This window comes from Kitasatospora sp. NPDC088783 (assembly GCF_044750705.1).
Taxonomy (GTDB): domain Bacteria; phylum Actinomycetota; class Actinomycetes; order Streptomycetales; family Streptomycetaceae; genus Kitasatospora; species Kitasatospora fiedleri.
In genome coordinates this window covers 111,705-131,071 of sequence record NZ_JBIVKJ010000009.1, presented here as the reverse complement: position 1 = coordinate 131,071, position 19,367 = coordinate 111,705, and the positions used below count along the sequence as shown (strand labels likewise).

Sequence of the window (19,367 nt, the reverse complement as noted above, 5' to 3'; positions counted from 1 at the left end):
CGGGAGAAGGGAGGGGTGGGCATGCGACAGGTCCGATCCGTCGCCGCTTCCGGCCGGCCTGCGGGAGGGCGACAACCGGCCAGGGCGCCACCGTGGAGGTGCGAGAAGAGGAGTGGAGCGGCGGGACGCGGACGACAGCTCTGTTCCCGGCATGCGCCTGCGGGCCGGCCGGCGCTCGGAGAAGGGCCCCCGCCGGGCCTGCCGCACACTGTGCCGCTGGCAGTGGTCGCAGTGCAAGCATCCGGGCACGGGTGTCACCAGATCCGGTTACCCCGGACCCGGGATGCTGCGCCCGGAAGCCGGGTACCGCCTACAGAGGCTTCCTGCGAGCCGAGGGCGGGAGGTGCGCGATCGGGGCCGCCGGTGTCCGGCAGTCCGGCGCGGGGGTCGCTTAGAGCGCCGACCTCGGCATCCGGTCGTGGTGCAGCACGGTGTGGAGGTTCACGGCGGCCTTGGCGAAGTATCTCGGGCCGACGATGAGATCGCGGACTGCGGCGTCATGCGCAGCAGCGACCATCCGCGGCCTTTCCCCTTGGCCTTGACGCCTGCGCGGGCGACCGTCAGTTCGGTGGCAGTGCCTGCCTCGTGGGCAGCGTCTGCAGCGCCAAGCGGGCCGGCACTGTGGCGGGCAAGCTCCGGTTTCACGCGGATTCACGCAACCGATCGGGCGTTCACGGTCTTCACGCCCTTGCCCACTGGGTCCGGACCGCCGCCCGCGGTGTGCTGGTCGCGGAACACGGCCGGTGGAAGTGGGAGGGGATCGCGGTGGGGACATCCGTGAGGCCGGTGGCGGCCACGGACCAGGGGTGGGCGGACATGCCCACCCCCGACCTTGGGCGGCTGACGCGGGATGCGGAGAAGCGCCGACAGTACGCCGTCGATCCGCTGGTGCGGGAGGGCTGGGCGACGCTGGTCGGGGCCCTCGGAACCGGGGAGGCGCAGCGGTTCGCTACGGAGACGGCACTGCTGTGGCTGCGGCCGGACGTCGTGGCGGCCGGTGCCGCGGTGGACGTCCTCGCGAGGGTGGAGGCGGCCGGGTTCACGCCGGCGGGCGCGAGCATGGTTCAGCTGGAGCGGGCCGGGGTGAGGGCGCTGTGGTGGTGGCAGCTGCGGCGTGCGACCGCGGAGCGGCTGCTGCTCCTGGACGCGGTGGTGGGGCTGGGGCCGGGGCTGCTGGTGTTGTACCGGCACCGGGACGGTGATGCCGCGCGGCGCCTGACCCGCTTGAAGGGCGGCAACGCGCCCGGGCGGCGCGAGGCCGACTCGCTGCGCGAGGTGGCGGGCAGCCCCAACCGTCTTCTGACGATGGTGCACACCAGCGACGATCCGCTGGATGTCGTACGGGAGTTGGCGGTGTTCCTGTCCTGGCGGGAGCGGGCGGCGCTGGTGGCGTCCGCCCACGTGGCCGGCCCGGAAGGGTCGGGCCCGGCCGTGGAGGCAGCGCTGGCCGCGGTGGTGGCGTCCTACCCGCCGGAGCCCGGGCGGGCCGCGCCGGGTGCCGGCGGGGGCCGGGTGCCGCCCAGGCGGGGGGAGGCGTTCGCGGAGTTGTTGCGCGACATCGCCGCTGCGGGCATGGGGCCGCGGTGGGAGGCGGTCTCGCGCTGGTCGCGGCTGGTCCCGCTGCTGACCGGCGGGGCCCGGCGGTGACCGCGGTGAGGGGGTCAGTGCGGCGCGGCGAGCTCGGCGGCGAGCTTGGTCCAGCGGGAGAGCAGGTCGCCGGCGGCTCCGCTGTCGATGGCGGTGCGGGCCCGGTCCAGGCCGTCGGCGAAGGCTTCCTCGAGTCCGGCGGTGGTGTTGTGGGCGGCGAGGGCTCCGGCGGAGTTGGCGAGGACGGCGTCGCGGGCGGCCCCCGGAGCGCCGGAGAGCACGGTGTGGACGGCGTCGGCGTTGTAGGCGGCGTCCCCGCCGCGCAGTGCGTCCGGGCCGGGACGGGTCAGGCCGAAGCGGGCGGTGTCGAAGGTGGACTTGCGCACGCCGGTCTCATCGGCGCTCCACACGTCGGTGACGTCGGCGGTGGTGATCTCGTCCAGGCCGTCGTGGCCGCGGACGACCAGGGCCCGGGTGCCGCGGCCGGCGAGCACGGCGGCCAGGACGGGGGCGAGCTGGAGGTTGGAGCAGCCGACCAGGGCGGCCCCGGGGTGGGCCGGGTTCGTCAGCGGCGCGATGTAGTTGACGGCGGTGGGCACGCCCAGGATGCGGCGCACGGGGGAGGCGTGGCGCAGGCCCCGGTGGAAGGCCGGGGCGAAGGTGAAGCCGATGCCGACCTCGGTGACGCAGCGGGCGACCTGCTCGGGGCCGAGGGTAAGGGGCACGCCGAGCTGTTCCAGGACGTCGGCGGAGCCGCTCTTGCTGGAGACGGAGCGGCCGCCGTTCTTGACCACCGGCACGCCGGCGGCGGCGGTGACGATCGCGGCCATGGTGGAGATGTTGACGGTGTGCGCGCCGTCGCCGCCGGTGCCGACGATGTCGATCACACCGGCGCCGTCGACGGGCAGGGGCACGACCCGTTCCATCAGGGCGTCGAGCAGGCCGCTGAGCTCGGCGGGGCTCTCGCCCTTGGCGCGCAGGGCGACGAGGAACCCGGCGAGGGCGACGGGCTCGTGGTCGTCGTCCATGACCGTGCGCATCGCCCACCTGGTGTCGTCCGCCGTCAGGTCCTCGCCGCGCAGCAGGGTGGCGAGCAGGTGCGGCCAGGTACGGGTGGAAGCGGTCACGAAGGTCCCCTCGAAGCGGCCCGGCGCCGGGAGCCGGCGCGGGTGTCATCTCCGAGCCTAGCGACTGACGAATCGTCATACCGCCAAGTTCGCGGCGGCGAGGACAAGGATGTCGTACGCGTGGACGCCCTCGCTGCCCGGGAGTTGGCGTTGCGGGCCGCCGCGGTGGCCGGCGGGGGAGTGAAGGGCGACGGCGGGCTGGTGCTGGTGATCGGCGGCTCGCGCGAGTACCCCGCGCCGCCGTACGTGGCGGCGCTGGCGGCCCGCCGGGCCGGGGCCCACGGCGTACGCCTCGCCGCGCCGCCCGCCCCGGCGGCGCAGCAGGTGGCGCTGGAAGCGCACCTGCTCGCGGGGCTGGGGCCCGAGCTGGACCCGGCAGCCGTCGACGCGGTGGCCGAGGTGTCACGGCGGATGGCCCGGGGTCTCGCGCAGTCGCAGGCGCGGGGGCGGGTGGTGTGGCTGGTCGGTCCGGGGCTGGGCGGCAGTCCGCTGGCAGGGAAGGTGCTCGACGCCCTGGAGGAGGCCCGGGAGCGCGATCGGGGCGCGGCGCTGGTGGTCGACGGCTCGCTGGGCGGCGGCCCGCGCGCCCGGCAGCGCCTTCGGCGCCTGGGCGCCGACCTGGTGCTGCTCAACCGCACCGAGGCCCACGCCCTCCTCGCCGCCCCCGGCCTGCCGGCCCGCCCGGTCCGGGGCGAGACGGCCGACCGGGCGGCGCTGGCCGAGGTGGCCAGGGAGACCGGCGCGGTGCTGGTGGCCAAGGGCGAGACGGACCGGATCACCGACGGCGTCCAGACCCGCCTGGTGGCGGCCGGGCACCCGGGCCTGGCCCGGCACGGGAGCGGGGACGTGCTCGCCGGGGTCGCCGCCGCGCTGCTCGCCCAGACACTGCCGCCTGCCGACGCGGCGGCGCTGGCCTGCCACCTGGTCGGCACCGCCGGCGAGGTGCTGGCCCGGACGGCGGGACCGGGCTGGCTGACCGGCGACCTCCTGGACGCCCTCGCCCCCGCGCTGCGCGACCTGATCGCCGGCCCCGGCCCGCACTGACCCGCACCCCTGCTGCTTGCGCCGCCGCCGACGGCGCCTTCATCCCTTGCGTCCGACCTGACCCGTTTGGAGATCGCGATGACCCTCGTCCACGACCAGCCCGCCCTCGTGGCGGTGGGGCAGCTGAGCCGCGCGGCCGGCGAGCACCGGGAGTTCGGGGAGCGGCACGGCACGCTGCACCCCGCGGTGTGGCAGGCGCTGACCGCGTCCCCGCTGCCCCGGGCCGCGGTGCCCGCCGACTGCGGCGGCCTGCAGTGGGACCCGCCGCAGATCCTCGCCGCGGTACGCGAGGTCGCCCTCGCGGACCCCGCCGCCGGATGGGTGGCCGCGATCCACGGCCCGGCCGGGGCGTTCCTGTCCCGCCTGCCGGCCCAGACGGCCCGCGACCTGGTCGGCGACGCGCCAGTGGTCGCCGGCTCCTCGGTGCCGGTCGGCCGCACCGAGCCCGAGGGCGAGGAGGTGCGGCTGCGAGGACGCTGGCCTCTGGTCACCGGCGCCCCGGCGATGACCCTGGCCGCCCTCGCAGCCCCCGCCGACCACCACAAGGCGCCGGGCACCCGCTGGTGGCTCGTCCCCCGCGACCGGCTGAGCGTCGAGGAGGACTGGGACGCGCTCGGACTGCGGGGCAGCGCCTCCTACACCGTGGCCTGCGACACCCTGGTCCCCGGCGCGCACAGCATCAGCCTGACCGACGCGCCGCTGGCGGACGGGGCGCTGTACCGCTATCCCCTCTACGGGCTGCTGGCCGGCTGCATCGCCGAGGTCGCCCGCGCGAGCGGCGAGCGGGCCCTGGCCGCGTTCGCCACCCTCGCCTCGACCACCGCCAGCCGCTACGGCAGCGGGCCGATGGCCTACCAGCCTGCGGTCCAGGCGGCCTTCGACCAGGCCGACGGCCGCCTGCACGCCGCGGCCGGCCTGCTGGACGCGGCGACCGAAGCCGCGTGGAGCAGCGCACTGGCCGGACAGGTCAGCCCGGGGCAGCGGGCGTTGCTGCGCACCGCCTGTAGTCAGATGGCCGAGGCCGCCGAGGCCGCGTGCCGCACCCTGTTCGACGCCGCCGGGGCCGCCGCGATCCACCGCGCCGCGGGCCTGGAGGGCTGCTGGCGCGACGCGATGACGATCTCCCGGCACGCGCTGGTCGCCGCCCGCGGCCGCCAGCTCGCCGGCGCCCACCACCTGACCGCGACCACCGCCGGGGAACTGTGATGGGCGACCGCATCCTGCCGCGCTTCCTCGACCACCCCGGCAGGCGGCCGGCCGTCGTCGCCCTGGACGGCTCCGTCTGGACGTTCGACGAGGTGCTGGGTCGGGCGCTGACCCTCGCCCGGCAACTGCGCTCCACCGGTGAGGTGGCGGGGCGCGTCGTGCTGCTGCGCACCGGGCCGGGCGCGCTGTTCAGCGTCGCCGACCTGGCCGTGCTCCTGGCCGGCGCCGTGCCCGCCGTCCTGCCGGACCTGACCCCGCAGCAGCTCGCCGCACTGTGGCCGGTGGTGGAGCCCGCCGCCGTCCTCGACACCGTCGGCGACCGGGCGCTCGCCGACGTCGCCGCCCGCACCGGGACGCTCGTGCACGCCGTGGACGAGCGCAGCACCCGGCCTCTGGGCACCCCCGCGCAGTGGCGCACGGTGGCCCGCCGCATGGCTGGGCGCCGGCTGGAGCAGACCGCGGCCATCGTCTTCACCTCCGGCACCACCGGCGTGCCGCGCGCCGTGGCCCTGACCGAAGCGGCGCTGGTGCGCGGCACCGACACCTGGACCGGCCTGTGGAACGGACGCCCGGCGCGCACCGTGTCCTACCTGCCTGTCTCCCACGTCGCCCAGCGGATCATGGGCCACACCCTGATGTGCCTGTACGGGACCACCCAGATCACCTCCACGCCCCAGCGCCTCGAAGAGGACCTGCTGCGGCACCGGGCGGACACCCTGCTCGGCGTCCCCCACATCTGGGCCCGCCTGGCCGCCGCCTGCGAGCAGCCCGGCGACGACGGCCGCCGGCTGCGGCAGGCCCTGGCCGGGGTCGGGACCGCCGTCAACGGCGCCGCCGCCCTCGACCCTGCGGTCGCCGGCGCCCTGCACCGGCACGCGGGCCTGCGGATCAGCGGCGCCTACGGCGCGAGCGAGACCACCGTGCCCGCCTTCCACCACGACGACGCCGCCACCCCCGGGCTGGGCCGCCCGGTCGGCGTGGAGCACCGGATCGACGACCACGGTCAACTCCTGCTGCGCGGGCCGCATGTGGCTGCCGGGTACGTCGCGCGGTGGCCGCACCTGGTCCCGGTCACCGGCCCCGACGGCTGGCTGCACACCGGCGACCGGGTGAGCCGCGAGGACAGCGCGGCGGGCGGGCTGCGGCTGAGCGGCCGGATCGGGTCGGCGTTCAAGACCGGATCCGGCGAGATGATCCACCCCGAGCCCATCGAGGCCCACCTGCTCACCCACCCCCGGGTCGACGCGGCGTGCCTGCTCGGCCCCGGCCTGCCCCGCGCCGTCGCCCTGGTCTCGGCCCCCTCCACCGCCAACTGGCTTCCCGCCGACGTCACCGCGCTGGAAGGCGACCTCCACCGCGGCGTCGAGACCGCCCGGCGCAGCGGCGAGCTGCCCTACTGCGACCTGGCCGCCGTCCACGTCCTGCCCGACCGGTGGCCCGAACTCCTCCTGGTCACCTCCACCGGCAAACCCCGCCGCGACCTGATCACCGTCCACTACAGCCACCTGCTCCCCGAACCGGAGACCACCCGTGCCCTCGCCTGACCGACGACCCCGCCGCCTCCTGCTCATCGACATGGGCGGCGTCTTCTTCGACTACTCCTTCCTCAAGGCCATCGACGCGTGGGCCGCCGCCGCCGGCCAGGACCCGCAGCAGCTGCGCGACCGCTGGCTCATCGACGCCCCCTTCGACGCCTTCGAGCGCGGCGAGATCCCACCCGCCGTCTACCTGGAGCACCTGCGCCACCTACTCGCCGTCGACCTCGACGACGAGCAGCTGGCGGCGGGCTGGAACGCGATCTACGGCACCACCGACCCCACCCTGCTCGCCCTGCTGGCCGGCCCGGAGGTGCGCGGGCGCTTCGACGCCGTCGTCGGCGTCTCCAACACCAACGCGCTGCACGCCCCCTTCTGGCGCGAGCTGTACCGCGAGGACCTACCGGTGCTGGACGCGGTGCACTGCTCGCACGAGATCGGCGCCACCAAACCCGGCACCGCCTTCTTCGACCACGTGGCCGCCGCCCACGGAGCCCGCCGCAAGGACCTGGTCCTCGTCGACGACATCGCCGTCGTCACCGACGCCGCCACCGCACTCGGGATCCGCGCCCACACCTACCAGGACCCCGCCGCCCTGGCCGCCTTCCTCGACACCCTCGACACCGCCAAGGACCGCTCGTGAACCTGCTGATCACCGGCGCGGCCGGCTTCATCGGCTCCGCCCTCACCACCGCCCTGCGCACCGCCGGGCACACCGTCACCGCCCTGGACGACCTGTCCGTCCACTCGCCCCGCCCCCACCCCGACCACCTCCTCCAGCGCGACGTCCGCACCCTCACTGCCGGCGACCTGGACGGCTTCCACACCGTCATCCACCTCGCCGCCCACAAGTCCGTGCCCCGCTCGTTCGAGGTCGGCGGCTTCGAACACAACACGGCCGCCGACCGGCACCTGATCCACACCTTCGCCACCTCCGGCGCCGACCGCCTCCTCCTCGCCTCCTCGTGCGAGGTCTACGGCGACCAGCGCGGACCGCTCGCCGAGAGCGCCCCGCACCGGCCCCGCTCCCCGTACGCGGCCGGGAAGGCCACCACCGAGCACCTCGCCGACATCTACCGGCCGCAGCTCGGCCCCGGCCGACAGATCGGGGTGGCCCGCTTCTTCAACACCTACGGGCCGTGGGAAGACCCCGACGCGGTGGTCCCCGCCTTCATCGACGCCGCCCTCGCCGACCGGCCACTGACGATCGAGGGCACCGGCACCCAGGCCCGGGACCTCACCCACATCGACACCACCACCGCCATGCTCGGCCGCATCCTGGACGCCGACCAGCTGCTGCCCGTCGTCAACATCGGCTCCGGACAGGCCACCACCGTCCTCGACCTGGCCCGGGCCGTCATCCGCGCCACCGGCCGCGGCACCATCACCCACGTCCCACCCCGCCCCAACGAGATCCGCTCCTTCACCGCCGACACCAGCCTGTTCACCGCCACCTACGGACCCCTGCCCCGACAGCGCCCGCTCCCAGAGCTCCTCGCCGAGACCGCCCGCCTCCGCGCCCTGTCCTGGACCCCGGCCGGAGCCGCCCGGTGACCCTCCCCTCCACCAGTGCCGCCACCCCGCTCGCGGGCGTGGCGGCACTGGGCACCTTCGAGTTCGGCACCCCGGCGATCCCCGACGACCGGGCCCGCCTCCTCCTCGACGACTTCCAGGAGCTCGGCGGCCGACTCATCGACACCGCCCCCACCTACGGCCCCGCCGACGGCGCCTTCCGCGCCGAACCCCTGATCGGCGCCTGGCTGCGCGCCGCCGGCGCCACCGGCATGCGGGTGATCACCAAGGCCGGGCTCGACCCCGCCCGCCCCCACCAAGGCGACCTGCGGCCCGAGCGGATCCTCGCCTCCGCCCGGCGCAGCGCCGAGCGCCTGGGCCGGCCCGTCGTTCTGCTGCTGCACCGCGACGACCCCGCCGTGCCCGTCGCCGAGATCGCGGACGCCGCCGACCGGACCGTGCGCGAAGGGGTCGCCGAGCAGGTCGGCGCCTCCAACTGGACCGCCGCCCGCCTGACCGCCTGGGCCGGCTACGCCGCCGCGGCCCGCAAGGCCGCGCCGACCGTCACCGCCCCGCTGTGGAGCTTCATCCCCCGTGCCGACCCGCCCGAAGAGCCCTGGCTCGTCGAAGCCGACCCCGGCCACCTGGCCATGGCCGCCCGGCACGGCATGACCGTCGTCCCCTACCGCACCCTCGCCGCCGGCTACCTCGCCGCCCGCCACAGCGGCCGGCACACCCACCACCACGCCCGCACCTACGACACCGCCCTGGGGCGCGGGCGCCGCGACCGGCTCCACCAGACGGCCGCCGCGCTGCAGATGACCCCGCACGGCCTGGCCCTGGCCTACCTGCGCGCCCACCGCCCGGCCCCGGTGATCCCCGTCATCGGCCCCCGAACCCGCCCCCAGCTCGCCGAGAGCATGGCCGGCGCCGCCCAGGCCGGCCGGATCACCCCCGCACTCGCCGCCTACCTCGAATCCCGCCCATGACCAGCCCCGGCCCCGCCGTCCAGCAGCCGGGCGAACCGCTCCGGCACCAGGCCCCGGCTGTTCGCCTCGTACGGGAAGAGCCACGTCGCCCGGCGGCAGAAGTCCCGCAGATCGTGCCCGACCTCGTCCAGCACACCCACCACCGCCAACGGCTCGGCGAAGGAGAACACCGCCGCGCTGCCGCCCCGCGGCCGCAGCTCCACCGACACCGCCACGGTGTCCAGGAGCACCTGCCAGCCACCGCCCCGGCCCGACACATCCCATCCCGCCCCGCCGGGCTGCTCGCACACCCTCAGGCCCTTGAAGGCGAGCCGCTCCAGCCAGGCGGCCACCAGAGCGGCGACCGCCTCGCGGCGACCGCGCTCGTCCAGGGCCTGCGGCCGCAGTTCACGCTTGACCACCGCGGGGACCCCGGCCGCCAGCACCCCGGCCGGCAGCGTCCGGGTCACCGTGGCACTCGCGGCCACCACGGTGCCCTCGCCCACCCGCACCCCGGGCAGCACCACCGACCGGAATCCCAGCCACACCGCGTCGGCGAGCTCGACACCCGCGAACGACGCGCCGTGCCCGTCCCGGACCGGGTGCCCGGCGTGGTACCCGTGGGTGAAGACGGCAACCTCGGCGCTGATCCCCACCTGGTCGCCGATCAGCACCGGCTCGGTGCAGTTCAGCGTCACGTCCGGCGCGATCTGGCAGCCGTCGCCGATCCGCACGATCGAGCGCTCCTCCATCGTCGCGCCCGCACCGATCCGCAGCCGCTGCCCCAGGTAGGTGCCCTGGCCGACCGTCAGCTCCCGGCACACCGCGTCCGAGCCGCCGTCCACCACCGAGCCCGCCCCGAGCCGGGCCGAGTCCGCGACCCACCACCGGCCGCCGGCACCGACCTGCGCGCCCGCGCCGAGCTCCAGGCAGGCCGAGCGCAGATCGCAGCCCGGCCCCACCACCGCCCCCTCCGCCAGCACCAGGTCGTCGGCCACGATCACCGTGCCCTCCCCGATCCGCACACCCCGGCCGATCCGCGCCCTCCCGGCCCGCACATCGGCCCCCGGGAACTCTGCGATCGCCATGCGATCAACTCCCTTTCCTGTCACCGGGCTCCGCGGCCCGGACCGTCCCCTCGAAGAGGAGCGCCGTGAACATGCCCCGATCCGTACTGGCCGTCGCCGCCCATGCCGACGACGAGAGCCTGGGCGCCGGCGGCACCCTGGCCGAGCACGCCGCCGCCGGCGACCAGGTGCACGTCCTGGTCCTGAGCGCCAGCTCCACCAGCCGTCCCGGCCACGACGACCTTGACCACCGCAGCACCTGCGTCCACCGGGCGGCCGCCCTCTACGGCGCCGACGTCGAGATCGCCGGCCTGCCCGACAACGCCTTCGACACGCTGCCCCGGCTGACCGTCACCCAGGCCGTCGAGGCGGCGATCCGGCGCTGGCGGCCCTCGATCGTCTACACCCACAGCAGCGCCGACCTGTCCCTGGACCACCGCATCACCGCCGAGGCCGTCGCCGCCGCCACCCGGCCCCAGCCCGGCCACCCGGTGGCCACCGTGCTGGCCTGGGAGGTCCGCTCCGCCACCGAATGGGGCCAGCGGCCCTTCCGTCCCACCTGGTTCCAGCCCCTGACCCCCGCCGCGCTGGCCGTCAAGCAGCAGGCTCTGGCGGTGTACGCCTCGGAGATGCGGCCCTGGCCGCACACCCGCTCCACCGAAGCGGTCCTGGCCGCGGCCCGGCTGCGCGGCGCCCAGATCGGCCACGACGCCGCCGAGGCGTTCGAGGTGGTCCGCCACACCGTCACGCCGGTCGGAACCAGGCCCGCTCCCGCTCCTCCAGGCCGATCATGAGCAGCTCGCGCGTGCGCTCCCGCATCGGCGGCAGCGCGTCCACGGGGAACCAGGCCACCTCGAGCGACTCGTCGTCGGCGACCCGGGCCACCTGGCCCGCCCCGTCGGGCCGGCACGTGAAGACCAACTGGAGGTACTGCGCCCGGTGCCCGTTGGGGTGCACCACCTCGGGGGACACCGTCACCCCGGCGAGGCGCTCCACCACCACGGTGATGCCCGTCTCCTCCAGCACCTCGCGAACCACCCCGGCGGCCGGCTCCTCGCCCGGGTCGAGGATCCCGCTGAGGATCGACCACTCCCCGGTGTCGGAGCGGCGGTGCAGCAGCACCCGCCCCGAATCCAGGACGACCGCGTTCACCCCCGGCAGCCAGAGCCCGTGGTCAGGGCCCACCAGGGCGCGCAGCGCGGCAACGTAGGCAGGGATCATGAAAGCCACCGTAGAACGTGAAGGAGCAGGAAGAGGGGCACCCGCCCAGCCCATCACCACCACCCGGTGCCCGGCAGCGCCCCGCGCCGTGAAGGACGTGAAGTGGGCACGGCAAGCGTGAAATCCCGTGAAACCCCCCACCCCGACCGATTGTGACCTAACGTCATGCCGTGGTGACTGATCTCGCCCCCGAGCAGGCGCACCTCGTACTCGCCGACGCCCTGGACCACGCCAAGTGGTCGGCCCGCGAGCTGGTGAAGGCCATCAACCCGCGGCTGAACGCCATGGGCCATCCCCCGGTGGACCTCACCGCGGGCTACAAATGGCTGCGCGGGCACCTGCCCCGCTCTCCCGCCGTACGCGACGTCGCGGCGGTGGTCCTGACCGAGGCGACCGGCCGGCGCTACACCTCGGCGCACCTGTGGGGCCTCGACCAGCCCGCCGCCGAGACCGCCGAGACCGAGGAACTCCTCGGCCCCCTCCCCTTAGGGGATGTCCTGCGCACCGCCTCCCAGTGGACCAGCGGATCCGTCGAACCGGCGCTGGTCCACTCGGATGCCGCCGAGTACCTCACCGCGGCCGTCTGGGACGCCACCCGCCAACCCCCGGCCCCGCCCACCCCCGGGCACGGCGACGGCGACTACGTCGCACCGGAGTTCGCCGACATGCTCTTCGAGCAGCTCGCCGCGCTGCGCCGCCTCGACGACCGCACCGGCGGCAGCCCCCTGAGCCAGCGCCAGGCCCGCATCGCCCTGCACGAGTCGCTGGTCCTCATCCATACCGGCCGCTACGACGCCGCCACCGGCAACCGCCTCCTTCGGCACGCCGCCAGCGCCTCCCAACTCGCCGGCTGGATGAGCTTCGACGCGGGCCTCGACCCGGCAGGCCACCGCTACCAGCTCCTGGCCATCCGGATCGCGCGCGCCGCCGGCGACACGAACACCGTCTCCAACGCCCTCGGAATGCTCGCCTACCAGCACGCCGCCGGCGGAAACCCGCGGCTGGCCCTGCGCTTCGCGCACGCCGCGGTCGAGCACTCGGCGAAAGCTGTCCCCCTGGTCCAGGCCCGCGCATGGGGACGGCTCGCCACCGCCCACGCCGCCGCCGGCGACCTCGACGCCTTCCGCCGCGCCACCGACCGATGTCGACAGCTGATCGGCCAGCGCCACGGCGACGACCCACCCTCCCTGTACTACTTCACCTCCCACCAGGTCGACGCCGAGGCAGGCCAAGCGCTCGTCGACCTCGCCGCCCACACCCGCGGACGCCGCTCCCTCCTGCTCACCGAAGCCGCCCAGCTCTTGGGCCCCATCGCCGCCCAGGGAACAGCCACCGGATACCGCCGCTCCGGACTCCTCCACGGAATCCACCTCGTCCGCGCCAGCATCGGGGCCCGGGACGCCGAGGCAACCGCACACTGGATCACCGCCCTCGCCCCGACCCTCCCGAAGGTGCAGTCCATCCGGTGCCGCACCCTCCTCACCACCGTCCGAACCGCCGCCCGCCGCCAACTGCGCGCAGCCGGGCACGGGGATGCGCTGGACGCCCTCCGCACGGCACTATCGACACCATGACGCTGCTCCAGGCCACCCCCCAGTGGACGCTCACCGCCGTCTCGTACCGCGCCGCCGACGCCCGCACCCTCACCCGGGCCCTCCACCAGGAGCAGCTGGCCACCTACGGCAGCGCCGACGACCCCGAGGCCACCGACTGCGCGGAATTCGACGCCCCCAACGGCCAGTTCCTCCTCGCCCGCCTCGCAGACGGACCACCCCTGGCCTGCGGGGGCTGGCGCGCCCTCAGCCCCACAACAGCCGAGATCAAACGGATGTACGTGGCCCCCGCCGCCCGCGGACAAGGACTCGGCCGCCGCATCCTCGCCGCCCTGGAACAGGACGCGCTCGGCCGCGGGCACACCGAGGTCCTGCTGGAGACAGGCGTCCACAACACCGCCGCCCTCGCCCTGTACACCGCAGTCGGCTACACGCCGGTCCGCTCGTACGTCCCCGGGCGCAACCCCGACATCAACCGGGCATTGAAGAAGGTCATCCTTCAGCCGACTGGCTGTGTTCACTCGTGAACACAGCCAGTCGGCGGTTGCCCTCTTCCGTATCAGAGGAAGCGATGCGTCTTCCGCGCCCCCGCCTGCTTATGTCGCCCGGCTCTGCCAGGATGGCCGCATGGAGTGGAAAGTTGAGGTGGACATCCCCGGGATCGGCCCGCGCATGCTGACCGTCGACAAGCCTCATGCATCCGACGCTCTGGAAGACACCAAGGCGCGCCTCAATGAGATGTTCCTGCAACTGCCCGCCGGGAGCGCCAGCTACACCGTCGCGGTGTTCGAGCCGGGGCACCGTGCGGGAGACGCGTCCGTCTGTGCCGAACGCATCACCCTGGTGACGGAGGTCGGCCCCAAGCCTCGCGACTGACGAACGGAGCAGCGGGACCTGCGCCGCCATCGGCCGGAACCAGGGAGGTCCCGCCGACGTGGGATACGGCGGGACCTCATCCCTGACGCTACGCTGCGGCCTGCCCCGGATCTACCGACTCCACGACGTCACACCGCGAACGAAGGCGCTCAGGTGAAGTCCAGGCGCACCAGGATGCGGTTGGGTAGAGCTCGTGGTCCAGGCGATCGACAGGGGGTGAGTGGTGAGTAGGTCGCCGCCCCGCAGGCCCATAGCTCTGTCCCCGGCATGCGCCTGCGGGCCGGGGCGGGAGACCGCGATCGGGGCCGCCGACGTCCGGCAGCCCGGCGCGGAAATCGCTCAGAGCGCCGACCTCGGCGTCCGTGCCTGTTCGAGGGCTGCGGCCCGGTCCTGGAACTCTTCGAAGGGCAGGACGCCCACAGCCTCGGGCCCGACGAGGCGGATCGACTCCGCGGCGGCCCGCAGCGCCTCGTCCTTCGCCTCGCTCGGCGCCATGCCGTCCTTGACTGCCCGCACGTAGTAGACGTCCGCGAGGTCCTGCCGGGTCCACGCGGCGGCTCGGGCGGCCTCCCTGGCCTGTCCAGTCGATCGAGCGCGCGCCGACGCGTCCGCGGCGCGGTCCTGGGCGTCGACCAGCCACGACGGCGGGTCCTGCGCGGCCTCTAGGACTTCGCTCCCGGTCATCGGCAGGACCCGCTCGGGCACTGCCCGTCGGGGAATCCGTAGGGCGTCGGCGACCCGCCCCGGGTCGATGGCCCGCTGCGGGTAGCGCTTGCAGTAGGCGCGGGCCTGCCGCGTGGTCATGGCCGCCTCCAGTTTCTGGACACGCTCCAGTTTCCCACCGACCCCGGGGCGGCGGCCATCGGATCGGGCTGACCCGCGAGCGCGGCAACGATTCCGTTCCCTGGAAGGGCAGCGGCGGGAAGCCTGTGCCGGGTGTGGCTGCCGAGAGCCTGACTGCGGGAGGAGCGATCGCACGCTTGCGGACCGTACCGGCCCTGCGCAGGTCAGGCCGCCGTCCTTCGTCCGGCCCCGACGGCATCGAGCCCTGCCGGGTCGTTCAGGCGGCCCGGTGACCGCGGGCGTACCAGGCGTGCAGGAGGGCGGCGCGCCAGATGGCGAGGGCCGCGATGAGAGGGGTGATGAACGTGCCGGTCTCGACGAGGGGCAAGGTGGCCGTCAGCAGGATGCCGTCGAACGATAGGACATCGCCGCTGCGGGCGACCATGGCCGCGATCCCGGACAGGCACACTGCCAGCCCGATCCGGGTCCACAGGATCGGCACGAAGTGCAGCTGGGAGAGCACGTCGGTGGCTCCAGCGAGCACCACCGGCAACCCGCCGATGAACAGGGCGTTCTCGCCAAGGCCGGGCAAGGCTGTCCGGGTCGCGTGGACCAGCAGGATGCCGGCGATGACGGCGTAGGCGAGGAAGAAGACACTGGCCGGCACCGCGAGAGCGGGGTGGAGGCGCATTTCGTGCGCCGCCGAACCGGTGGTCTCGGTGATCACCGGTTCGGTGCGGCAGGGGGTCGAGTGCGCAGTGGCAGTGCGCGCTACCGGGCGGGGGCGGGTCGGCATAAGCGTCATAGTCGCGGCCCGAAGCTCTGCAGCGGCCGCACCGGCTCGGGGTTCATCAGAAGGCGTGGCCTGCGGGAGGCAGCGTTGACGGGCAACGCGACACCCGGCGGGTCCCTGGCGGCTGATGTGGGCCAATTCGGCCGAACGCCGCCCCGGCTTCGGCAAGTCTGAACGCTGAACCTGACTACCCATCAGAAGCCGGAGCGCACCGTGGCCTAATCCATCGCCCCGTCATCCGCAACGCGGCCAAGGCCGTCGTCCCGACGGCCAGATCCTGCTCCAGTACGCCCGCTGGAGTGGCCGAGACTTTCTGCCCGGTGGCGGCCAGAACCCGGTGAGACGTTCGACGCCACCGCCCGCCGCGAGCTCCGGGAGGAGACGGGCCTGGACGTCATGTCCGAGCGCCTGCTGTGGCTGCGCGAGTACATCGGTGCCCACCACGACGGCGATCCAGCCGACCACCGCGTCGAGGCGACCTTCCTGTGCCGTCTCGACAGCGACCCGCACCAACTCGGCAACCACGCCCAGGACGAAGTCCAGATCGGCCTGCAATGGGTGGAACTGGAGAAGGTCCCGGGCCTGGACCTGCTGCCGCAGGGACTGCGCGACCTGATCGCCGCAACCTACGCGAAGGGCGACGTCACCTTGACCACGTTCGACCGCGTCGGCGCCGCCCGGCATCTCACCTGGCGCACCTACCTCACCGGCCGCCCGAATCTGCATGTACGTGCAGCACCCGAACTCGTCGGCGTCGTGCGCCGCGTGCGCGAGACCTCGATCGGATGAACCTCGGCATCGAGCCGCACTTGCTCCGCCACGACCTGCAAGCGGGACATCTCCCCGGCACGCCGCAGGGCCATCGGCTGCTGCTGGACTGGGAGCTCGCCGCCTTCGGCGAACCGCTCTCCGACCTCGCCCGACTCGCCGTGCGCCTCAAACTCCCCACTCCCGAGCCGGTTCTCGCCCACCCGCCCGCGCCGGATCCCTCCCGACGTCCGCACTTGCACTTGTGCCTGCACCTGCCCGCCGATGCGGCGCCGGCCACTGACTCGGCCGTCCACGCACACGCCATCACCTCGCCCATTTTCCAAGGAGGACGTGATGGCTGGCCAGGCCATGCCGCGCCCGCATGAGGCAACACCTTCCTGTGATGGATCAACGCGGCCCGCTGCGGCAGCGTTGGCAGCTTGCGGACATCTTCTGCCGAAACGGCCTGGCAGCGGACCGCAAGCCCTCGCTCGGCACCGGTCCGGACCGACGCGCACCAAGACGAGGTGCCCGGAAGCGGAGGCGCAGCTACGGGGAAGCGGTTTTGCCTGTCCTCCTGCGCGCTGGCCGGCCGGTTTCACGCGGAGCGCGTGTTGTACTCCCGGACGAGCCAGAGCGGCAGGCGTCCGCGTGCGCTGATCTTGTGACCGTTTTCCCGGGCCCATACTCGGATCGCACGGGCGTCCGGGATGAACGCGGCGGGCTGGGCAGCGCGCTGGCGGCCGGCCCGCTGCTGCGGGCCGCGGGCCTTGCGGCCGCGGGAGGTGAACGGGGCCAGTTTTCCGCGCAGCTCCTCGGCATTCGTACTGGAAAGGTCGATTTCATACCACTGGCCGTCCAGTGCGAAAAGGACTGTTTCGTCGGCGGTGCCGCCGGTGAGGTCGTCCTCCAAGAGGACCTGAATTCGCTGTGCCATGACCGATCTTCCATCGCGAGCAACTGGTTCGTTAACGCATGGTAGGGGTCGGCAATTTGATTCCGCCAGCGATAATCCTCGGCCGACCGCTTCCGTGCGCTGGCGCCTGTCCTGCGGCGGAGTTCAGGCGGCGGTGCAATCCTCGTCCGACCCGGCGCCGAGAGCGTCGTACAGGTGTGTGCCGTGGGCCCACCGCTTCAGGGCCTGGCGGCCCATCAGCGCCAGGTCCTGGTGGTCGCCGAGAGCTTGGGCGTCCGCGGTGAACCCGTTGAGGCCCACCATCACCGGCACATCGGCGTGGTGCACGGGCCGGGCGGTGCCGTTGAACATCTGCACGTCCCGGGAACCGACCGGCCTAGCGTAGTGCTTGCACTGGACAACCACTTTGCGGCCGTCCGTATCGTAGGCGACGACGTCCGCCCCGAGGTCGCGGGAGCCGCCGGAGTGCACGACGCGGGTGAAGCCGTCCCGTGCGAGCAGGGCCGCGCACGCCTTCTCGAACTCGGTCGGGTGCATCACATCGAGGTGGCGCATCCGGTAGACCGGACCGAACAACTCCTCCTCGTCCTCATCTTCCGCGTCGTCATATGCCGGGTACCCGCCGCCCCCGCTGTACATGTACAGATGCGGTGCCAGAACTCGGTGCAGTGCGAAGCCGGCGGCCGCGACCAGAGGGGCTGCGGCCAGGGAGCACCACCAGGGGTGCGCGGCGATCCAGCCCCACACATCCAGGGTGATCCAGCGCCAGAACGTCGTACGCAGCCACTGCCACACCACCTTGGCCACGGCCAGGGCGACCACCACGCCGACGATGCGCTTGAGCATCGGGTCGAATGTGCCGTCCTCACGTAGCACGGCCTTCCCTTCTCTCGTTCTGGTGAGGGGCGGGCATCAGGCCGCGGACCGGCCGAGCTTGCGGCGAGCCCGGGGTGCCTGAAGCCGCAGCAGCTCGTGGACGGCCTGGCCGTGCTCGGCCCACAGGCGCAGCCGGTCGCGGTCGATCCAGTGCACGGCGTGCCGCTCGCCCCACGCCTTGGCGTCGCGGGTGAAGCCGCCGTTGGTGACCACGACCGCGATGTCGGCGCCGTGGACGGGGCTGGCGGTGCCCTTGACCTGGTACATGACCTGGGAGCCGACCTTCGCGCCGACCTTGGTGTGCTTGGCCTGCAGCACGATGCGGCCCAAGACGGGGTGCTGGCCGATCACGTCGGCGGCCTGGTCGCCCTGCTGGCCGACCTGCCGCGCGCTCCAGCCGTCGCGCACCAGCAGGTCCCGCAGCGCGAACTCGAACTCCTGGTCACCCAGGGCGTCGATGCCGGCCAGGCTCAGGCGCAGCGCGGCCAGCCGCGCGGAGGCCGCCCGCCGGGCTGCCCGGCGCCGTGCCCACCAGGCGGCCGTACCGAGGGCCGTTGTCCCGGCGAGGGCCGCCAGGACGGGCCAGCCGCGCAGGACGGTCCGGCCGGCTGCCGCGACCGCCGGGGCAAGCACGACAAGCGCGGCCGCGCCGACGGCCGCGGCCGCGAGGACTTCCACCGCGCCGCGCGGACGGCGCAGCCGGCGCTCCCTGCGGGCCATCAGCGGGCCGCAGGAGCGGTGACGGCCGGGGCGGGCGGCGTGGTGGTGCCGCTGTCGCCGAAGCCGAAGAAGTGGGCCCACAGCCACACCAGCGCGCAGAGCCCGGCGATCGTCCACCCGCTCATCTTCCTGGCGCCCGTGCGCGGACCGGGGTTGCGGCGGATGTGGCTGCGGACGCGGTGGTAGCCCGGCGGTACCGTCATCGGGGTCGTTCCCTCCCATCGGCGGACCGCGGCGCGGCCCGTCTGGCCACTGATGTACCAGCGGCCCAGGACAGGAACTGACGGATCGTCGGCAGACGGCCCCGGCCGCGGACGGGTTCCGGACACTCCCGGGCCCGGGAGGGCGGCGTGTGCGCCCTCCCGGGCGGACCGGGCACGACCTTGCGTGTTCGAATCACTTTCGGAGGGCGTACCGGCGTGCCGCGGCGGGAGAATCCTCCGACGTACCCGGCACCGGAGGCTCGGGCCTGCCCGGATGCCCTGACGTGACGCGGCAGGGCGCTCGACCCTGAATGGCGGGAATCGGTACGGCGTACGCCGGTGACACACCGGAGGCACACCCTCGACGTCCTTGATGCGCCCCGCTGAGGGCGAGGCGGCCGGTCGGCGCAGCACGGCCGAGAGCAAGGCGATCCGGGCAGCCCATGGCAGCGGCATCGCCGCCGGGCTGGCCCGCCAGCGGGCGCAGGGGGCCAAGCGGGCCCCGGGCCGCTGGACCGCGATGCGGTGCGCCGCCGCACCTTGGCGGCGTGGCGGCGCACCCGGGGTGCGGGGCCGATGAAGCTGTCCGACATCAGGCTCTGGCCCACCCCTCCGGTCCCGGCCCGGTAG

The 19,367-nt window shown here is 74.2% G+C and carries 22 protein-coding genes; 13 read left to right on the top strand and 9 right to left on the bottom strand.

Annotated elements, in window-relative coordinates:
• Window positions 1-816 precede the first annotated feature (816 nt).
• Window positions 817-1,647 (top strand): nucleoside-diphosphate kinase, encoded by an 831-nt coding sequence (locus ACIP60_RS24750; RefSeq protein WP_400687843.1) that lies wholly within the window; start codon window positions 817-819, stop codon window positions 1,645-1,647.
• Window positions 1,648-1,661: 14 nt separating this feature from the next.
• On the opposite strand, the gene trpD is transcribed toward ACIP60_RS24750, so the two are convergent.
• On the bottom strand, window positions 1,662-2,714 hold the full coding sequence (gene trpD / locus ACIP60_RS24745) for an anthranilate phosphoribosyltransferase (protein ID WP_400687841.1): 1,053 nt from the start codon (window positions 2,712-2,714) through the stop codon (window positions 1,662-1,664).
• 120 nt (window positions 2,715-2,834) lie between these two features.
• On the opposite strand from trpD, the gene ACIP60_RS24740 reads away from it, so the two are divergent.
• From ACIP60_RS24740 to ACIP60_RS24715, 6 genes are all read left to right on the top strand, one after another.
• Window positions 2,835-3,758: an NAD(P)H-hydrate dehydratase gene (locus tag ACIP60_RS24740; RefSeq protein ID WP_400687839.1), complete on the top strand. Its 924-nt coding sequence runs from the start codon at window positions 2,835-2,837 to the stop codon at window positions 3,756-3,758.
• 78 nt (window positions 3,759-3,836) lie between these two features.
• On the top strand, window positions 3,837-4,964 hold the full coding sequence (locus tag ACIP60_RS24735) for a hypothetical protein (RefSeq protein ID WP_400687837.1): 1,128 nt from the start codon (window positions 3,837-3,839) through the stop codon (window positions 4,962-4,964).
• Window positions 4,964-6,508 carry an AMP-binding protein gene (locus ACIP60_RS24730; protein WP_400687835.1) on the top strand — a complete coding sequence of 515 codons (1,545 nt, stop codon included), beginning with the start codon at window positions 4,964-4,966 and terminating at the stop codon, window positions 6,506-6,508. Before ACIP60_RS24735 ends, ACIP60_RS24730 begins: the two co-directional genes overlap by 1 nt.
• A complete protein-coding gene (locus ACIP60_RS24725; RefSeq protein ID WP_400687833.1) occupies window positions 6,495-7,142 on the top strand; it encodes a hypothetical protein in 648 nt (215 codons plus the stop codon). The genes ACIP60_RS24730 and ACIP60_RS24725 overlap by 14 nt, the downstream gene beginning before the upstream one ends.
• A complete protein-coding gene (locus tag ACIP60_RS24720) occupies window positions 7,139-8,053 on the top strand; it encodes an NAD-dependent epimerase/dehydratase family protein (RefSeq protein WP_400687831.1) in 915 nt (304 codons plus the stop codon). The genes ACIP60_RS24725 and ACIP60_RS24720 overlap by 4 nt, the downstream gene beginning before the upstream one ends.
• Window positions 8,050-9,000, top strand: a complete 951-nt coding sequence (locus ACIP60_RS24715) for an aldo/keto reductase (RefSeq protein ID WP_400687829.1) — start codon at window positions 8,050-8,052, stop codon at window positions 8,998-9,000. The genes ACIP60_RS24720 and ACIP60_RS24715 overlap by 4 nt, the downstream gene beginning before the upstream one ends.
• On the opposite strand, the gene ACIP60_RS24710 is transcribed toward ACIP60_RS24715, so the two are convergent.
• Window positions 8,979-10,067 (bottom strand): hypothetical protein, encoded by a 1,089-nt coding sequence (locus ACIP60_RS24710; protein ID WP_400687827.1) that lies wholly within the window; start codon window positions 10,065-10,067, stop codon window positions 8,979-8,981. The genes ACIP60_RS24715 and ACIP60_RS24710 overlap by 22 nt on opposite strands.
• 71 nt (window positions 10,068-10,138) lie before the next feature.
• Here ACIP60_RS24710 and ACIP60_RS24705 point away from each other — a divergent pair, with 71 nt between their 5' ends.
• Complete coding sequence (locus ACIP60_RS24705) at window positions 10,139-10,840, top strand: PIG-L deacetylase family protein (protein WP_400687825.1); 702 nt, start codon at window positions 10,139-10,141, stop codon at window positions 10,838-10,840.
• Here ACIP60_RS24705 and ACIP60_RS24700 read toward each other — a convergent pair.
• Entirely contained in the window at window positions 10,791-11,267 is a 477-nt protein-coding gene (locus tag ACIP60_RS24700; protein WP_400687823.1) for an NUDIX hydrolase, read from the bottom strand. The genes ACIP60_RS24705 and ACIP60_RS24700 overlap by 50 nt on opposite strands.
• 170 nt (window positions 11,268-11,437) lie before the next feature.
• On the opposite strand from ACIP60_RS24700, the gene ACIP60_RS24695 reads away from it, so the two are divergent.
• The 3 genes from ACIP60_RS24695 to ACIP60_RS24685 all read left to right on the top strand — a co-directional run bounded on the left by ACIP60_RS24695 (window position 11,438) and on the right by ACIP60_RS24685 (window position 13,696).
• Complete coding sequence (locus ACIP60_RS24695; protein WP_400687821.1) at window positions 11,438-12,841, top strand: hypothetical protein; 1,404 nt, start codon at window positions 11,438-11,440, stop codon at window positions 12,839-12,841.
• A complete protein-coding gene (locus ACIP60_RS24690) occupies window positions 12,838-13,347 on the top strand; it encodes a GNAT family N-acetyltransferase (RefSeq protein WP_400687819.1) in 510 nt (169 codons plus the stop codon). The genes ACIP60_RS24695 and ACIP60_RS24690 overlap by 4 nt, the downstream gene beginning before the upstream one ends.
• Window positions 13,348-13,447: 100 nt before the next feature.
• Entirely contained in the window at window positions 13,448-13,696 is a 249-nt protein-coding gene (locus ACIP60_RS24685) for a hypothetical protein (RefSeq protein WP_400687817.1), read from the top strand.
• A 339-nt stretch (window positions 13,697-14,035) separates the two neighbouring features.
• On the opposite strand, the gene ACIP60_RS24680 is transcribed toward ACIP60_RS24685, so the two are convergent.
• Window positions 14,036-14,500: a hypothetical protein gene (locus tag ACIP60_RS24680; RefSeq protein ID WP_400687815.1), complete on the bottom strand. Its 465-nt coding sequence runs from the start codon at window positions 14,498-14,500 to the stop codon at window positions 14,036-14,038.
• 256 nt (window positions 14,501-14,756) lie between these two features.
• Window positions 14,757-15,206, bottom strand: coding sequence for a hypothetical protein (locus ACIP60_RS24675; RefSeq protein ID WP_400687813.1), 450 nt, complete (start codon window positions 15,204-15,206; stop codon window positions 14,757-14,759).
• Window positions 15,207-15,497: 291 nt separating this feature from the next.
• Here ACIP60_RS24675 and ACIP60_RS24670 point away from each other — a divergent pair, with 291 nt between their 5' ends.
• Both ACIP60_RS24670 and ACIP60_RS24665 read left to right on the top strand, forming a co-directional pair.
• Window positions 15,498-16,061 (top strand): NUDIX domain-containing protein, encoded by a 564-nt coding sequence (locus ACIP60_RS24670; protein WP_400688167.1) that lies wholly within the window; start codon window positions 15,498-15,500, stop codon window positions 16,059-16,061.
• A complete protein-coding gene (locus ACIP60_RS24665) occupies window positions 16,058-16,408 on the top strand; it encodes a hypothetical protein (protein ID WP_400687811.1) in 351 nt (116 codons plus the stop codon). Before ACIP60_RS24670 ends, ACIP60_RS24665 begins: the two co-directional genes overlap by 4 nt.
• Before the next feature lie 212 nt (window positions 16,409-16,620).
• On the opposite strand, the gene ACIP60_RS24660 is transcribed toward ACIP60_RS24665, so the two are convergent.
• From ACIP60_RS24660 to ACIP60_RS24645, 4 genes are all read right to left on the bottom strand, one after another.
• On the bottom strand, window positions 16,621-16,959 hold the full coding sequence (locus ACIP60_RS24660) for an Lsr2 family protein (RefSeq protein WP_400687809.1): 339 nt from the start codon (window positions 16,957-16,959) through the stop codon (window positions 16,621-16,623).
• 123 nt (window positions 16,960-17,082) lie between these two features.
• The gene (locus ACIP60_RS24655; protein WP_400687807.1) at window positions 17,083-17,784 is read right to left on the bottom strand and encodes a restriction endonuclease; all 702 of its coding nucleotides are present in this window, start codon (window positions 17,782-17,784) and stop codon (window positions 17,083-17,085) included.
• 66 nt (window positions 17,785-17,850) lie between these two features.
• Window positions 17,851-18,534, bottom strand: a complete 684-nt coding sequence (locus ACIP60_RS24650; RefSeq protein ID WP_400687805.1) for a restriction endonuclease — start codon at window positions 18,532-18,534, stop codon at window positions 17,851-17,853.
• Window positions 18,534-18,737, bottom strand: coding sequence for a hypothetical protein (locus ACIP60_RS24645; protein ID WP_400687803.1), 204 nt, complete (start codon window positions 18,735-18,737; stop codon window positions 18,534-18,536). Before ACIP60_RS24645 ends, ACIP60_RS24650 begins: the two co-directional genes overlap by 1 nt.
• Window positions 18,738-19,367 lie beyond the last annotated feature (630 nt).

Excerpts from the sequence above, each read along its gene's own strand:
- ACIP60_RS24750 (WP_400687843.1), top strand. The coding sequence starts at position 817 with ATGCCCACCCCCGACCTTGGGCGGCTGACGCGGGATGCGGAGAAGCGC.
- ACIP60_RS24735 (WP_400687837.1), top strand. The coding sequence starts at position 3,837 with ATGACCCTCGTCCACGACCAGCCCGCCCTCGTGGCGGTGGGGCAGCTG.
- ACIP60_RS24730 (WP_400687835.1), top strand. The coding sequence starts at position 4,964 with ATGGGCGACCGCATCCTGCCGCGCTTCCTCGACCACCCCGGCAGGCGG.
- ACIP60_RS24710 (WP_400687827.1), bottom strand. The coding sequence starts at position 10,067 with ATGGCGATCGCAGAGTTCCCGGGGGCCGATGTGCGGGCCGGGAGGGCG.
- ACIP60_RS24705 (WP_400687825.1), top strand. The coding sequence starts at position 10,139 with ATGCCCCGATCCGTACTGGCCGTCGCCGCCCATGCCGACGACGAGAGC.
- ACIP60_RS24700 (WP_400687823.1), bottom strand. The coding sequence starts at position 11,267 with ATGATCCCTGCCTACGTTGCCGCGCTGCGCGCCCTGGTGGGCCCTGAC.
- ACIP60_RS24690 (WP_400687819.1), top strand. The coding sequence starts at position 12,838 with ATGACGCTGCTCCAGGCCACCCCCCAGTGGACGCTCACCGCCGTCTCG.
- ACIP60_RS24685 (WP_400687817.1), top strand. The coding sequence starts at position 13,448 with ATGGAGTGGAAAGTTGAGGTGGACATCCCCGGGATCGGCCCGCGCATG.
- ACIP60_RS24680 (WP_400687815.1), bottom strand. The coding sequence starts at position 14,500 with ATGACCACGCGGCAGGCCCGCGCCTACTGCAAGCGCTACCCGCAGCGG.
- ACIP60_RS24665 (WP_400687811.1), top strand. The coding sequence starts at position 16,058 with ATGAACCTCGGCATCGAGCCGCACTTGCTCCGCCACGACCTGCAAGCG.
- ACIP60_RS24660 (WP_400687809.1), bottom strand. The coding sequence starts at position 16,959 with ATGGCACAGCGAATTCAGGTCCTCTTGGAGGACGACCTCACCGGCGGC.
- ACIP60_RS24655 (WP_400687807.1), bottom strand. The coding sequence starts at position 17,784 with ATGCTCAAGCGCATCGTCGGCGTGGTGGTCGCCCTGGCCGTGGCCAAG.
- ACIP60_RS24650 (WP_400687805.1), bottom strand. The coding sequence starts at position 18,534 with ATGGCCCGCAGGGAGCGCCGGCTGCGCCGTCCGCGCGGCGCGGTGGAA.
- ACIP60_RS24645 (WP_400687803.1), bottom strand. The coding sequence starts at position 18,737 with ATGACGGTACCGCCGGGCTACCACCGCGTCCGCAGCCACATCCGCCGC.